At 63.3% G+C, this 13,660-nt stretch carries 13 protein-coding genes and 1 pseudogene; 9 read left to right on the forward strand and 5 right to left on the reverse strand.

Going from position 1 to position 13,660, the window contains the following annotated elements; translation table 11 throughout:
* Positions 1–12: 12 nt before the first annotated feature.
* The 4 genes from IC609_RS07420 to IC609_RS07435 are packed head-to-tail and all read left to right on the forward strand — an operon-like array spanning position 13 to position 3,068.
* Positions 13–981: a DMT family transporter gene (locus IC609_RS07420; RefSeq protein ID WP_191818764.1), complete on the forward strand. Its 969-nt coding sequence runs from the start codon at positions 13–15 to the stop codon at positions 979–981.
* On the forward strand, positions 978–1,691 hold the full coding sequence (gene tsaB / locus IC609_RS07425; RefSeq protein WP_191818765.1) for a tRNA (adenosine(37)-N6)-threonylcarbamoyltransferase complex dimerization subunit type 1 TsaB: 714 nt from the start codon (positions 978–980) through the stop codon (positions 1,689–1,691). The genes IC609_RS07420 and tsaB overlap by 4 nt, the downstream gene beginning before the upstream one ends.
* Entirely contained in the window at positions 1,688–2,188 is a 501-nt protein-coding gene (rimI, locus tag IC609_RS07430) for a ribosomal protein S18-alanine N-acetyltransferase (RefSeq protein WP_408611005.1), read from the forward strand. Before tsaB ends, rimI begins: the two co-directional genes overlap by 4 nt.
* Before the next feature lie 22 nt (positions 2,189–2,210).
* Positions 2,211–3,068 carry a uracil-DNA glycosylase gene (locus IC609_RS07435; protein ID WP_191818766.1) on the forward strand — a complete coding sequence of 286 codons (858 nt, stop codon included), beginning with the start codon at positions 2,211–2,213 and terminating at the stop codon, positions 3,066–3,068.
* Positions 3,069–3,096: 28 nt separating this feature from the next.
* Here IC609_RS07435 and IC609_RS07440 read toward each other — a convergent pair whose 3' ends face one another.
* Positions 3,097–3,981 carry a DMT family transporter gene (locus IC609_RS07440; RefSeq protein WP_191818767.1) on the reverse strand — a complete coding sequence of 295 codons (885 nt, stop codon included), beginning with the start codon at positions 3,979–3,981 and terminating at the stop codon, positions 3,097–3,099.
* 37 nt (positions 3,982–4,018) lie between these two features.
* Here IC609_RS07440 and pyrF point away from each other — a divergent pair, with 37 nt between their 5' ends.
* From pyrF to IC609_RS07455, 3 genes and pseudogenes are all read left to right on the forward strand, one after another.
* Positions 4,019–4,861 (forward strand): orotidine-5'-phosphate decarboxylase, encoded by an 843-nt coding sequence (gene pyrF, locus IC609_RS07445; RefSeq protein ID WP_191818768.1) that lies wholly within the window; start codon positions 4,019–4,021, stop codon positions 4,859–4,861.
* Between the two features lie 62 nt (positions 4,862–4,923).
* Positions 4,924–5,634, forward strand: coding sequence for a glutathione S-transferase family protein (locus IC609_RS07450; protein WP_191818769.1), 711 nt, complete (start codon positions 4,924–4,926; stop codon positions 5,632–5,634).
* Positions 5,631–6,251, forward strand: a pseudogene (locus tag IC609_RS07455) (glutathione S-transferase family protein). The gene IC609_RS07450 and the pseudogene IC609_RS07455 overlap by 4 nt, the downstream one beginning before the upstream one ends.
* A gap of 14 nt (positions 6,252–6,265) precedes the next feature.
* Here the strand turns inward: IC609_RS07455 and IC609_RS07460 are convergent.
* Both IC609_RS07460 and IC609_RS07465 read right to left on the reverse strand, forming a co-directional pair.
* Positions 6,266–7,888 carry a long-chain-fatty-acid--CoA ligase gene (locus IC609_RS07460; protein WP_191818770.1) on the reverse strand — a complete coding sequence of 541 codons (1,623 nt, stop codon included), beginning with the start codon at positions 7,886–7,888 and terminating at the stop codon, positions 6,266–6,268.
* A gap of 28 nt (positions 7,889–7,916) precedes the next feature.
* Positions 7,917–9,092 carry a serine hydrolase domain-containing protein gene (locus IC609_RS07465; protein WP_191818771.1) on the reverse strand — a complete coding sequence of 392 codons (1,176 nt, stop codon included), beginning with the start codon at positions 9,090–9,092 and terminating at the stop codon, positions 7,917–7,919.
* 142 nt (positions 9,093–9,234) lie between these two features.
* Here IC609_RS07465 and IC609_RS07470 point away from each other — a divergent pair, with 142 nt between their 5' ends.
* A complete protein-coding gene (locus IC609_RS07470) occupies positions 9,235–9,594 on the forward strand; it encodes a MerR family transcriptional regulator (RefSeq protein WP_191818772.1) in 360 nt (119 codons plus the stop codon).
* Positions 9,591–10,001, forward strand: coding sequence for a PaaI family thioesterase (locus tag IC609_RS07475; RefSeq protein WP_191818773.1), 411 nt, complete (start codon positions 9,591–9,593; stop codon positions 9,999–10,001). The genes IC609_RS07470 and IC609_RS07475 overlap by 4 nt, the downstream gene beginning before the upstream one ends.
* 33 nt (positions 10,002–10,034) lie before the next feature.
* Here the strand turns inward: IC609_RS07475 and IC609_RS07480 are convergent, their stop codons facing one another.
* Together IC609_RS07480 and uvrA are read right to left on the reverse strand one after the other, a co-directional pair.
* Positions 10,035–10,649, reverse strand: coding sequence for a CYTH domain-containing protein (locus IC609_RS07480; protein ID WP_191818774.1), 615 nt, complete (start codon positions 10,647–10,649; stop codon positions 10,035–10,037).
* 7 nt (positions 10,650–10,656) lie between these two features.
* Positions 10,657–13,590 carry an excinuclease ABC subunit UvrA gene (uvrA, locus tag IC609_RS07485; protein WP_408611006.1) on the reverse strand — a complete coding sequence of 978 codons (2,934 nt, stop codon included), beginning with the start codon at positions 13,588–13,590 and terminating at the stop codon, positions 10,657–10,659.
* Positions 13,591–13,660 lie beyond the last annotated feature (70 nt).

Consider the following 13,660-nt stretch of genomic DNA (forward strand, 5'->3'; position numbering starts at 1 on the left):
ATCATCGACCCCATGCGATTTTCTCCAAGAACCGTGGGCCTGGCCTCGGCGGTCACCACGGTCCTGATCTGGACCTTTTTCATTGTCATTGCACGGGCCTCGGCCTCGCGTGGTTTGCTGCCGCTCGACATCGCGCTGGCCCGCATCCTGGGCGCCAGTGCGGTCTTGCTGCCTTGGGCCTGGTGGCTGATGCGCCCGGCCCGCCAGCGCGGCGAGCGTGTGGGGTCCTTGCTGGGCCTGTCGCCTTTGCCGCTGGGCATCACCGCGCAGGCGGGTGTGCTGGGCGGCTTGCTGTACGCGGTGCTGGCTTACAGCGGCTTTTTTTATGCCCCAGCTGCGCATGCCTCGGTCTTGATGCCGGGCAGCTTGCCTCTGTGGACCACTTTGCTCGCCTGGCTGGTCCTGCGTGAGCAGGTATCGCCCGCACGCGCTGTGGGTCTCGGGCTCATCGTGCTGGGTGACTTGCTGGTGGGCGGCGTGAGCCTGCTCAAGGCGTTTGAAGGTGGCGAGGTCTGGAAGGGCGATCTGTTGTTCATGACCGCGGCCCTCTGCTGGTCGGGCTACAGCGTCACCGTGCGACGCCATGGGCTGGACGCGGTGCGCGCCACCATGGCGATCACGGCGTTTGCCTTCGTGGGCTTTGTGCCGCTCTACCTGGCGCTGACCGCTCTGGGCGTCTTGCCCACGCACCTGCACCAGGCCCCGTGGACCGAGTTCTTGTTCCAGGCGGCGTTCCAGGGGGGCGGCTCGGTGGTGATCTCGGGCATCACCTTCACGCAGATGGTGCGCCACTTTGGCCCGGTGCGCTCGACCATGCTCACTGCGCTGGTGCCGGGCCTCTCGGCCATGGGCGCGGTTTGGTTGTTGGGGGAGCCCATGCACTGGAACCTGCTGGCTGGGCTGGCGCTGGTGACGGGGGGCATCCTGTTTGGTGTGCGTCAGGTCAAACCAGCCGCTGTACCCCAAGGAGATCGCCCATGAACCGCTGGCTGGCATTTGACACCAGCACCGATGTGCTGTCGTTGGCCGTGGCCCAAGGCGAACAGACTTGGGCGAAGACCTTGCCCGGCGGTGCCCAGGCCTCGGCCACCCTGATCCCGTCGGTGATGGACCTGCTGGCGCAGGCCGGCATGCCGCTCGCATCGCTGGACGCCATCGTGTTTGGACGCGGGCCGGGTTCGTTCACGGGCCTGCGCACGGCCTGCTCGGTGGCCCAAGGCTTGGCGCTGGGCGCGCAGTTGCCCGTTCTGCCGGTGGACACGCTGCTGGCCGTGGCCGAAGAAGCGCGGCTGCAGGCGGCATCGCCCGACAGCCTGACCGTGCTGGCCATGCTCGACGCCCGCATGGACGAAGTCTACAGCGCGGTGTACCGCTGGTCGGCTGGTGCCTGGACCTTGCTGTCGCAGCTGCAGGTGGGTGCGCCCGAACGCGTGGCGGTGCCTGTGGGCCCCGATGTGCTGCTGGCGGGCAATGTGTTCGATGCCTATGGTGCGCGTTTGCCCGCTGGCCGCTGCGTGCAGGCACTGCCCACGGCGGCGGCCCTGCTGCGGCTGGCGCCCGCCCTGTGGGCGAGTGGTTATGCCGTGCCTGCCGATGAGGCCATGCCTTTGTACATCCGTGACAAGGTGGCCCAGACCACGGCCGAGCGTGAAGCACTCAAAGCCGTGCCACCGTTGCCGGGGCAGGCATGAGCATGCTGCCGCAAACCACCCATGCGCAGCGGGTGAGCGAAGACACCCGCAACGCGGCCACCCTGCGCACCATGACCCCCGAGGACCTCGATGCCGTCATGGCGATCGAGCAGACCGCTTACAGCCACCCGTGGTCACGGGGCAATTTCCGCGACTCGCTCAATCCGCTGTTTGACGCCCACTGCCTTTGGCTCGACGGTGAGCTGTTGGGCTACTTTCTGGCCATGCACGGCGTGGAAGAAATGCATTTGCTCAACATCACCGTGGCCCCATCGCGCCAAGGTCAGGGCTGGGGGCACATGATGCTGGACGCCCTGTCGCTGATCTCGCGCAGCCAGGGTGCGCAATGGCTCTGGTTGGAGGTGCGTCAGAGCAATGTGCGTGCTCTGCAGGTGTACGAGCGCTATGGCTTTCGCCAGATCAGCATCCGCAAGGATTACTATCCAGCAGGCCGCCAGCAGCGAGAGCATGCGGTGGTGATGAGTTTGAAACTGTGAGCCCCGATTTGCGAGCCCCGACATGAGCGACCCCACCCGATTTGACCTGGACGAACGCCAACGCGCCATGCTGGCCGAGATGGGCGTGCGCGTGTGGTGGCCACAAAGCCCGGTCGATGAACCCGCCGCCGATTCGCTGACTGCGTCAGCGCCCGCAGCCGCTGCGCCGCAACTTGCCCAAGCGCTGCCAAAGCCCGCACCGGTCGCCACCCCGGCAGCGCAAGCACCCGCGCGACCCGCCCCGGCGCCGCGCCCTGTGGTCCCTGTTGTGGCCGCCTTGCCCGACGATGCGGCGCCCCTGCCTGCGGGTGTGGACCAAATGGATTGGGACACCCTGCAAGCCACGGTGGCCCAGTGCCGTGCCTGTGGCCTCTGCAAGGGTCGCAAGAGCCCGGTTTTTGGCGTGGGCGAACGCCGCGCCGACTGGATGGTCATCGCCGACGCCCCTGCCGAGAGCGAAGAGCCGCAGGACGGGTTCTTTGTGGGCCCCTCGGGCAAACTGCTCGACAACATGCTCAAGGCGCTGGGCCTGAGCCGCCAGACGTCAGATGGCGGCGGCGTGTACATCACCAGCCCCCTCAAATGCCGCCCGCCGGGCCACCGCAACCCCGAGCCACAAGAGCTGGCCACCTGTGCGCCTTATCTGTCGCGTCAGGTTGCACTGGTGCAGCCGCGCGTCATCTTGCTCATGGGCCGCTTTGCGGTGCAGTCCGTGCTGCAGACGGCAGAGCCTCTGGGTAAATTGCGTGGCCGTTTGCACAGCCACCAAGGGGTGCCAGTGGTCGTCACGTACCACCCGGAATACCTGCTGCGCAACCAGGCCGACAAGGCCAAGGCCTGGGCCGACTTGTTGCTGGCGCTCAAGAGTCTTCAGGGCTGAAGCTGCAGGCGCTCCGCACCCGGGGCGATCACGCCGCCTGCCGCTTGGGCCAAAGCACGGCCGCGATCGACAACAGCATCAGGCCCACGGCCGCCCAGTCCTGCCAGTGCAGCACCTCGCCCAGCCACAGCGCGCCGCTGAAGACGCCCAGCACCGGGATCAGCATCACGCTCAGGGTCGAGGCCACGGGCGGCAGGCTGCGCGCCAGGTAAAACCAGGCGGCGTGGGCAAAGCCAAACACCAGCACCGCATTGAAGCCGATGGCAAACCAGTTGCTGCCCGAAGGCGCCACCCACTGGCTGCGCTCGAACACGAAGGCCAGGACGGTGATCACGCCCGCCGTCATGAACGTCATCCAGAAAGAAATTGCCAGCGTGGGCACGGGCAAGGTGGTGCGCCGCAGCAGCTGCGTACCCAGCGCCCAGGTGCTGGCGGCGGCCAGGGCCAACAGCACGCCTGCGGGCCTACCGCTCAGATTGGCCATTTCATGCCAAAGCAGCAGCACCACGCCGAGCGCCGCCGCCGCCACCCCGCCCCAAGCCCGTTTGGCCAGCTGATCGCCAAACACCAGCGCACCCAGCACCGCCGAAAACATCGGCATGGTGTAGCCCAGAATCGCAGCGCGACCGCTCGAGAGCGACTGCACCGCGATGATGATCAGCGCGTGCCAGATGAACATGTTGAACACCGCCAGCACCAAGAGCTCGCGCCAGTGTTTGCGCTCGATGCGAAACGGCACCTTCATCGCCCACAAGGCCAGCCCCAGCACCGGGGTGCCCAACCACAGACACAGCATGCGGAACGTCAGCGGCGGGAAACCCGTGACGCCGATTTTCATGACGGGCCAGTTGATGCCCCAGACCACGGTGAGCAAAATCAAAACGGTCCATTGGCGAGGTGAAAGCTTGTGCATGGCGGGCATCTTAGCCCGCCCCTTTAAAATCAAGTTCATGACCTTCCTCGACATGTTGCGCACCGCCGAGCGCCAAAACGGCTCCATGCTTTGTGTGGGCCTGGACCCTGAGCCCACCAAGTTCCCTGCGGGCATGAAGGGCGATGCGAACAAGATCTACGACTTTTGCGCCGCCATCGTCGATGCCACGGCCGACCTGGTCAGCAGCTTCAAGCCCCAAATCGCCTACTTTGCCGCGCACCGCGCCGAAGGCCAGCTCGAACGCCTGATGGAACACATGCGCCGCGTGGCGCCCCATGTGCCGATCATTCTGGACGCCAAGCGCGGCGACATCGGCAGTACGGCCGAGCAATACGCCAAAGAGGCTTTTGAGCGCTACGGCGCCGACGCTGTGACCCTCTCGCCCTTCATGGGCTGGGACTCGGTGGCCCCGTACCTGAAATACGAAGGCAAAGGCGCATTCTTGCTGTGCCGCACCTCCAACCCCGGCGGTGACGACTTGCAAAACCAGCGCCTGGCTTCGGTCGATGGCCAACCCCGTGTGTACGAACACATCGCTGGTTTGGCCCAAGGCCCCTGGAACCTGAACGGCCAGCTGGGTCTGGTGGTGGGGGCGACTTACCCCACCGAGATCGAGCGCGTGCGCGAACTGGCACCCACCCTGCCTCTGCTCATCCCTGGTGTGGGTGCGCAAGGCGGCGACGCTGTGGCCACCGTCAAGGCCGGCTGGCGTGCGAATGCCGACGGCTCCAGCTCAGGCCCGATCATCGTCAACTCATCGCGTGCGGTGCTCTACGCATCAAGCGGTGAAGACTTTGCAGCGGCGGCCCGTCAGGTGGCCATGCAGACACGCGACACGCTGGAAGCGGCCAAGGCCTGAATCTTTTGTGGACTGTCATCTGCGTGCCAGTGCACGCCGGGTGCGGCTGTTAGCCTGAGCCCATGATCGACCTCTACACCGCTGCCACGCCCAACGGGCACAAAGTCTCCATTGCGCTTGAAGAGTTGGCGCTGCCCTACACGCTCAAGGTGCTCGACCTGTCCAAGGGCGAGCAAAAGCTGCCTGACTTTTTGGCCATCTGCCCCAATGGCCGCATCCCGGCCATCGTTGACCGCGAGGCCGAAGACTTTGCGGTGTTCGAGTCGGGTGCATGCCTGATTTACCTGGCTGAAAAAACCGGACGGCTCATGCCGACCGATGCCAAGGGCCGCTCGCGCGTGTTGCAGTGGCTCATGTTCCAGATGGGCGGCATCGGGCCGATGATGGGGCAGGCCAATGTGTTCTTCCGCTACTTTCCGGAAAAGATCCAGCCCGCGATCGATCGCTACCAAGGCGAGAGCAAGCGCCTGTTCACGGTGCTCGACGGCCACCTCAAGGACCACGAGTACCTGGCGGGGGATTACTCGATCGCCGACATCGCCAACTGGGCCTGGGTGCGTACGCACCGCTGGTCGGGCGTGGCGGTGGATGATTTGCCGCACCTCAAGCGTTGGCTGGAAGCGATCCGCCAGCGCCCCGCTGTGCAGCGTGGCATCGAAGCGCCGCCTTCCAGAATCAACCTCACCAAAGACGGCGACGATGCCGCCAAGAAATTTTCAGAAGAAGCCCGCAAGATGGTCGAGATGGGGCAAAACAAAAAGGATGCGTCATGAAGCTCTACACCGCCCACCGCGCCCCCAGCCCCCGCCGGGTGCTGATGTTTTTGGTCGAGAAAAACATCACCGGCATCGAGATGGTGAACATGGACTTGAATGGTGGCGAGCACCGCCAGCCCGAGTACCTGGCCAAGAGTCCGCTGGCCAAGGTGCCTGCGCTGGAGCTCCATGATGGCCGCGTGATCACCGAGACACGGGCGATCTGCACCTTGCTCGAAGGCCGCTTTCCTGAGCCCAACCTGATGGGTGTGGACGGTGACGAGCGCGGCTTCATCGAGATGGCCGACCGGCAGGTGGAGCTGTATTTGTTGGGTGGCATTGCCAATGCGATCCGCCACAGCCACCCGGGCTTGGCCGCTTTAGAAAAACCGCAGTTCCCTGAGTTCGGCCGCTCGCAAGCCGAGAAGGTGCGCGAGGTGGCGCGGGGTTTTGACCAGCGCCTGCAAAGCCAGCCCTGAATCGCGGGCGAGCGTTTCACCATCGCCGACATCACCGCATTTTGCGCGCTGGAGTTTGCGCGTGGCCTGATGAAGTTTGTGCCCGGCGACGAGGGCATGAGCGCCTTGCAGGCTTGGCGCGACCGCATGAATGAGCGGCCAAGTGCCAAGGTTTGATGGTGAGAGCTTGATCAGCTGAACACGCCACCGTATTCCTTGCGCAGGTCGTTCTTTTGCACCTTGCCAGTGCCGCCCACGGGCAGCGATTCGAGGAACACCACATCGTCAGGCACCCACCACTTAGCCACTTCGGTGGTCAGGAAGTCGAGGATCTCTTGCTTTTCCAGCGACTGCCCCGGCTTGCGCACGATGAACAGCAAGGGGCGCTCGTCCCACTTGGGGTGCTTGACGCCAATGACGGCGGCCATGGCCACAGCGGGGTGACCGATGGCGGCGTTTTCCAGGTCGATCGAGCTGATCCACTCGCCGCCGGTCTTGATCACGTCCTTGGTGCGGTCGCGGATCTGCATGGTGCCGTGTGCGTCGATGGTGGCGATGTCGCCTGTGGGGAACCAGCCGTCCACCAATGCGGTTTTGTCGGCCTTGTAGTAGCGTTCCACGATCCACTGGCCGCGCACCATCAACTCGCCTTGTGAGGTGCCGTCACGGGGCAAGGTGGCACCGTTGTCATCGACCACTTTGATCTCGATGCCCGAGACGGTTTTGCCTTGCTTGGCCACGATGGCGTGCTGTTCGGCGGCGGGCTTTTGGCGGTCGGCGCGGCTCAGGTTGCTCATGGTGGCCACGGCAGTGGTCTCGGTCATGCCCCAGCCGTGGCGCACTTCGACGCCATAGGTGTCCATGAACTTGGCGATCAGCGCCATGGGCATGGCCGAACCGCCCACGCAGGTGCGTTTCATGTGGGCAAAGCGCAAGTTGTTTTGCTCGACATGTTGGATCAGGCCCATCCAGATGGTGGGCACGCCCGCACTGATGGTGACCTGCTCGGTGTCCATCAACTCAAACAGGCTCGGGCCGTCGAGTTTGGGGCCAGGCAAGACCAGTTTGGCACCTGCGACCAGCGCGGCATAGGGGATGCACCAGGCGTTGATGTGGAACATGGGCACCACGGGCAAGATGGTCTCTTGGGTGGACAGGCCCAGCACATCGGGCAGGCAGGCCATGGTGGCGTTCATCACGATGGCGCGGTGGGTGTAGAGCACGCCTTTGGGGTTGCCCGTGGTGCCCGAGGTGTAGCAAAGGGCTGCGCCGGTTTGATCGTCCAGCTCAGGCCAATCGAAGCGGTCGCTGTGACCGGTGATCAGGCCTTCGTAGTTCATCACATGGGCCACGCCCTCGATGGCAGGGGTGTTGGCCGCGTCGGCCAGGCAGACCCAGGCGCGCACTTTGGGGCAATGCGCGGCAATGCCTTTGACCAGCGGCGCGAAGGTGGCGTCGAACAGCACCACTTCGTCTTCGGCGTGGTTGATCACATAGATCAGCTGCTGGGGGTGCAGGCGCGGGTTGCAGGTGTGCATGACCATGCCGCTGCCCGAGACGGCGTAATACGCTTCCAGGTGGCGGTGGTTGTTCCAGGCGATCGAGCCGACCGCGCTGCCTGCTTTCAGGCCCATGTGGGCCAGGGCGTTGGCCAGCTGGCGCGCACGGGTGGCCGCATCGGCGTAGGTGTATCGGTGCAGCGGGCCGTGCGTCTCGCGCGAGACGATTTCCTGGTCGCCGAACTGTGCGGCGGCGTGTTCAAGGATGCCCGAAATGAGCAGGGGGCGGGTCATCATGAGGCCAGATGTGGACATGCCGGAAGTCTCCAGTGATTTGAATTTTTTACAGCAGAGCCGCGTACACCAGGTCGCGGAACAAGGGGCGATAGTAGTCTCTTTGGTTGGGTGCCTGGATCATCAACATCGCATACATGTCGAGCGCCGGGTCCACAAAGAAGGTGGTGCCCGCGATGCCGCCCCAGTAATACAGGCCCACCGAGCCGGGTACGGGTGATACACCCAGATGGGTGCGCACCGCAAACCCAAGGCCAAAGCCGTGGCCCGGGGGCAGCAAGGTGCCATCGACCGGGATACCACCCAGGTGATCGGTGGTCATGAAGTCCACGGTGTGCGGGCCCAGCAGGCGAACGCCGTTCAGCTCGCCGCGGTTACGCAAGAATTGCAAAAAGCGGGTGTAGTCCATGGCGGTCGACATGAGGCCTCCGCCGCCGCCTTCCATGGCGGGCACATCGCGGGGTTCGAGTACTTTCATGGGCATGCCACCGTCGGGGTCGTGTGCAAAGGGCTCGGCGATGCGGTGTTCTTGTTCTGGAAGCACCCAAAAGCCGGTGTCCACCATGCCCAGCGGCTCAAAAAGTTCGGATTGCAAGAAATCCCCCAGAGATTGCCCACTGATCACCTCGACAAGTCGCCCCAACACATCTGTGGCGCGGCTGTAGGCCCACACGCTGCCAGGCTGGAACATCAGCGGCAAGGCGGCCAGAGTTTGCGAAAACTCCTCGTTGCTGCGCTCGCGAGAGGCAATCCTGACCTGCGCGTATTGCCGCTGCACGACCGAATCGCCCAGAAATTCATAGGTCAACCCGGCGGTGTGGCGCAGCAGGTCCTGCACGGTGGCTTCTTGCCGGACAGGTTCCAACCCGCGGTCGGTGGCCACTTGCTGGTGGGCATATTCAGGCAACCAACGGCTGACCGGATCGGAGAGCAGCAACAGGCCACGTTCGACCAACATCATCACCGCCACAGAGACCACCGGCTTGGTCATCGAATAGATGCGGAAGATGCTGTCGGTCTGCATGGGCGTGCCCGTGGCGGGGTCTTGCTGGCCCACGGCCTCGAACAGGGCGATCTGGCCTTTGCGGGCCACCATGGCGACTGCGCCTGGCAGTCTGCCGCTGGCGACCTCTCGGCGCAGCACATCCATCAGGCGCTGCGTGCGTTCGGGGCACAAACCGACATCGGCAGGTTGGGCGAAGGGCAAAGCGGGGTGCAGGGTCATGGGGCGCTCCAGGAGTAGCGCATTTTGTACACCAGCATCGCGCAGCGGGGTATCACTTGCGGCGCAGACACCTTTCAGGCCTGTCGCCCATGCGTCAACGCGTGAAACCTTGGCGTTGTGCGAGCGTTGCTAGACTGAATTCATGCGCATTTCAGAACTTTCAGCCAAGACCCGGGTGTCGGTGCACCGCTTGCGGCGGTATGAAGCTGACGGACTCATTGAAAGCCAGCGATTGCCAAATGGCTACCGAGAGTACGACGAGAAAACCGTCAAGCATGTCATCTTCATCGCCATGTCGCGGGAGATGGGCTTTTCGCTCTCATTCATCGCGGAGTATTTGCCGCGCTTCAAGGCGGGCAAGTTGTCGGCGAAAGAGATGATCGAGGCGATCCATCGGCGTGTAGCCGAGATAGACCAGCTCGTGATCGAGCAAAAAGCTCTGCGCAAAAAACTGATGGACCACATTGGGTGGTTCAAAGCCCAAACCAAGAGAAAACCATGAGCCCACTGGACATGCTGAAAAAAATCAACGCCATGGCCGAATTCAACCGCTGGTGCGGCATCGAAGTCACCGTGGCCGAACCCGGCTTTGTCGAAATCCAGATGCCTTGGCGGCCCGAAGTTGGACAGTATTCGGGGTTCTTGCATGCGGGTTTGATCGGCACACTCATCGACACCGCGTGCGGGTTCGCAGCAGGCACTGTGGCGGGACCGAATTTGCTGGCTGCGAACTTCTCGGTCAACTGCTTGCGGCCTGCGGTGGGACAAAAGTTCATTGCCCGGGCTCGGGTGGTCAAGCCGGGCAAAGCGCAGGTGTTCACCAGTTGCGACTTGTTGGCGGTGGACTCGGAGGGCGAAAAACTGGTGGCCAACGGTCAGACTTTGCTCACGGTGGTTCAGGCCGCATGAGTTTGTTGAGTCTGCGGGTTTCGGTTTGCCGCGTCAGTGGGTGCGCTGCCAAAGCGCCATGCCCCTTTGCGCCTTGCTGACATCGCTGGGTGTGAGCCTCACGGGGCCTTGCGGGGTCTGACGCAATAGATTGGCCAGGGCCATCAGCGTTTCTTCGGGTCCACTCAGCAACTCCAGCTCCAGCTCCAGCAGTGATTCGCTCAAGTCGGTGCCAGGCACATGGATGTGGCCTTGGTCCAGCGCCACTTCGACCCGTGCGCCAGCGTGGTGGATGACCCAGCGCTGGCGTTCAAAATCGGTGCAGAACAGGGCACTCAAATGCGGTTTCATGGCCATCAACTCGGCAGCCAGGGTGGTGTCGTCCACCAGGATGTCGAATTGCAGGGCACCCGGTGTGGCCGGTGCTTCCCACTCCTGCCGCCGTGACAGTCCGTGGGTGCTTTGACCTGCGGTTTTGACCGTCAGCAGCCATTGATCTCCCGCCAGCCGTTCCCGCACCGCCATGCGGCGCTGCTGCAGCGCCAGGTTGGGCGTGTCGAAGTAGGTGTTGAGCAGGCGTTGAGAGCGTGCACCTGCGGCCAGCAGCGGGTGTGTCAGCAGCCGTGGCAAATCTGCTTCGGTCAGACAGAGTTTGAGTTCGGTTTCCATGCGGATCTCATGCCTTTGGCAGCAGCCGCTGTAAGTAGTGCCCGGTGAAGCTGGCCTTGTTATTGGCCAATTGCTCGGGTGTGCCCTCGCCCAGCACCGTACCACCGCCCGCACCGCCTTCTGGCCCCATGTCGATCAGCCAGTCGGCCGTTTTGATCACGTCGAGGTTGTGTTCGATGATGACGATGGTGTTGCCCGCGTCGCGCAGCTGGTGCAGCACCTTGAGCAGCAGGTCGATGTCGGCAAAGTGCAGGCCGGTGGTGGGTTCGTCCAGGATGTAGAGGGTGCGGCCCGTGTCGCGTTTGGACAGCTCCAGCGCCAACTTGACGCGTTGCGCTTCGCCGCCCGACAAGGTGGTGGCGCTTTGTCCCAGGCGGATGTAGGTCAGGCCCACGTCGAGCAGGGTTTGCAGCTTGCGGGCGATGGTGGGCACGGCACTGAAGAACTGGTGTGCGGCTTCCACCGTCATGTTCAGAATTTGCGCGATGTTCTGGCCTTTGTATTGCACTTCCAGTGTTTCGCGGTTGTAGCGCATGCCGTGGCACACATCGCAGGGCACGTACACATCGGGCAAGAAGTGCATCTCCACTTTCACCATGCCGTCGCCCTGGCAGGCTTCGCAGCGGCCGCCGGTCACGTTGAAGCTGAAGCGCCCCGGGCCATAACCGCGCTCTCGTGCAGCAGGCACCTCGGCCATCAGCTCGCGGATGTGGGTGAACAGGCCCGTGTAAGTGGCGGGGTTGCTGCGCGGGGTGCGGCCAATGGGCGACTGGTCCACATTGATCACTTTGTCAAAGTGCTCCAGACCCAAGATGGCTTCGTGCTTGGCGGCTTCGTCGTGGGCGCGGTGAATTTGGTGGGCAGCGGCGGCATACAGCGTGTCGTTCACCAGTGTGGATTTGCCTGAGCCCGACACCCCGGTCACACAGGTCAGCAGGCCCACGGGGAACTTCACGTTCACGTTTTTCAGGTTGTTGCCCGAGGCACCGACGATCTCGATGAAGTCCTTGCCCGCCTTGTGGCGCTTGGGAATGTCGATCTTTTTGCGGCCCGACATGTATTGGCCCGTGACCGAATCGGGTGCGGCCAGGATGTCGGCGCAAGTGCCTTGCGCCATCACGCGCCCACCGTGCACGCCAGCGCCCGGCCCCATGTCGATGACATGGTCGGCCACACGGATCATGTCTTCGTCGTGTTCGACCACCAGCACGCTGTTGCCGATGTCGCGCAGGTGTTGCAGTGTGCCGATCAGGCGGTCGTTGTCGCGCTGGTGCAGGCCGATGCTGGGCTCGTCGAGCACATACATCACGCCCGTCAGGCCCGAGCCGATCTGGCTGGCCAAGCGGATGCGTTGGGCCTCGCCGCCCGAGAGCGTGTCGGCGCTGCGGTCCAGGCTCAGGTAGTTCAGGCCCACATCGTTGAGGAACTTCAGACGCAGCGCAATTTCACGCACCACCTTGTCGGCGATCTCGGCCTTGGAGCCGTGCAGCTTCAGGCTCTGAAAGTACTGCTGGGATTCGCCCAGCGTGATGTGGCTGATCTCGTAAATGGCGCGGGACTGAGCGCCCTCGCCAATGCGCACATGGCGTGCCTCGCGCCGCAATCGTGTGCCGTGGCAATCGGTGCAGGCCTGGGTGTTGCGGTAGCGGGCCAGGTCTTCGCGCACCACGGGCGAGTCGGTTTCGCGGTAGCGCCGCGTCATGTTGGGGATGATCCCCTCAAACGGATGTTTCTTGCTGACCTTTTTGCCCTGTGAGGCCCCTGACTCCATCACATAGCTGAACTTGATTTCTTCATCGCCCGAGCCGTGCAGCAACACCTGCTGGTGTGCGGAGGCGAGTTGTTCAAATGGGGTTTCGATGTCGAATTGGTAATGCTTGGCCAGGCTTTCGAGCATGCTGAAGTAAAAGCCGTTGCGCCGATCCCAGCCCTTGATGGCCCCACTGGCCAGGCTCAGACTAGGGAAAGCAACCACCCGCTCCGGGTCAAAAAACGCCATGGTGCCAATCCCATCGCAGCTGGGGCATGCGCCCATGGGCGAGTTGAACGAGAACAAGCGCGGCTCCAGCTCGCTGATGGAGTAGCTGCACACCGGGCAGGAGAACTTGGCGTTGAACAGGTGTTCTTTGCCGGTGTCCATCTCCAGTGCCACAGCACGGTGTTCGGCCAGTTGCAGCGCGGCCTCAAAGCTCTCGGCCAGGCGTTGGCGAAGGGCATCGCGGGCCTTGGCATCTTCTTCCGAGCGGATCTTGATGCGGTCCACCACCACGTCGATGTTGTGCTTCTCGGTTTTCTTGAGGGTGGGCAGGTCTTCCACCTCAAAGGTCTGGCCATTGATGCGAAAGCGCACATAGCCCAGCGCCTGCATCTGCTCAAACACCTTTTCAAACTCGCCTTTTTTCTCGCGGGCAATGGGCGCGAGGACCATCAGCTTGGTGTCTTCGGGCAGGGCCAGCACGGCGTCCACCATCTGGCTGACGGTTTGGGCTTGCAGGGGCAGCTTGTGGTCGGGGCAGTACGGCGTGCCTGCGCGGGCATACAACAGGCGCAGGTAGTCGTGGATCTCGGTCACCGTGCCCACGGTGGAGCGCGGGTTGTGGCTGGTGGCTTTTTGCTCGATGGAAATCGCAGGCGACAGGCCCTCAATCAGGTCCACATCGGGTTTGTCCATCAGCTGCAAAAACTGTCGCGCATAGGCCGATAGGCTTTCCACATAACGGCGTTGGCCTTCGGCGTACAGCGTGTCAAAGGCCAGGCTGGACTTGCCCGAACCCGACAGCCCGGTGATCACCACCAACTGGTTGCGCGGGATGTCGAGGTCGATGTTTTTGAGGTTGTGCGTGCGTGCGCCCCGCACGCTGATGTGGCTTTGGCGCAAAGCCGCGCCCAGATAACGGTCGTTCTCGGTCTCGGTCAGCGGGGAGTGCGGTGCAGAAGTCACGGGCGGGCTCGGTCGGCAAAACCTTTGATTATCCGGTCTGGCGCTGTTTTGAGGGAGCGCCGGGCCTAAT

The sequence above is a fragment of the Limnohabitans radicicola genome (assembly GCF_014837235.1).
Lineage (GTDB): Bacteria > Pseudomonadota > Gammaproteobacteria > Burkholderiales > Burkholderiaceae_C > Limnohabitans_A > Limnohabitans_A radicicola.

What these genes read in the sequence shown, in the direction of transcription:
- IC609_RS07420 (WP_191818764.1), top strand. Translation starts at nt 13, where the DNA reads ATGCGATTTTCTCCAAGAACCGTGGGCCTGGCCTCGGCGGTCACCACG.
- tsaB (WP_191818765.1), top strand. Translation starts at nt 978, where the DNA reads ATGAACCGCTGGCTGGCATTTGACACCAGCACCGATGTGCTGTCGTTG.
- rimI (WP_408611005.1), top strand. Translation starts at nt 1,688, where the DNA reads ATGAGCATGCTGCCGCAAACCACCCATGCGCAGCGGGTGAGCGAAGAC.
- IC609_RS07435 (WP_191818766.1), top strand. Translation starts at nt 2,211, where the DNA reads ATGAGCGACCCCACCCGATTTGACCTGGACGAACGCCAACGCGCCATG.
- IC609_RS07440 (WP_191818767.1), bottom strand. Translation starts at nt 3,981, where the DNA reads ATGCACAAGCTTTCACCTCGCCAATGGACCGTTTTGATTTTGCTCACC.
- pyrF (WP_191818768.1), top strand. Translation starts at nt 4,019, where the DNA reads ATGACCTTCCTCGACATGTTGCGCACCGCCGAGCGCCAAAACGGCTCC.
- IC609_RS07450 (WP_191818769.1), top strand. Translation starts at nt 4,924, where the DNA reads ATGATCGACCTCTACACCGCTGCCACGCCCAACGGGCACAAAGTCTCC.
- IC609_RS07460 (WP_191818770.1), bottom strand. Translation starts at nt 7,888, where the DNA reads ATGTCCACATCTGGCCTCATGATGACCCGCCCCCTGCTCATTTCGGGC.
- IC609_RS07465 (WP_191818771.1), bottom strand. Translation starts at nt 9,092, where the DNA reads ATGACCCTGCACCCCGCTTTGCCCTTCGCCCAACCTGCCGATGTCGGT.
- IC609_RS07470 (WP_191818772.1), top strand. Translation starts at nt 9,235, where the DNA reads ATGCGCATTTCAGAACTTTCAGCCAAGACCCGGGTGTCGGTGCACCGC.
- IC609_RS07475 (WP_191818773.1), top strand. Translation starts at nt 9,591, where the DNA reads ATGAGCCCACTGGACATGCTGAAAAAAATCAACGCCATGGCCGAATTC.
- IC609_RS07480 (WP_191818774.1), bottom strand. Translation starts at nt 10,649, where the DNA reads ATGGAAACCGAACTCAAACTCTGTCTGACCGAAGCAGATTTGCCACGG.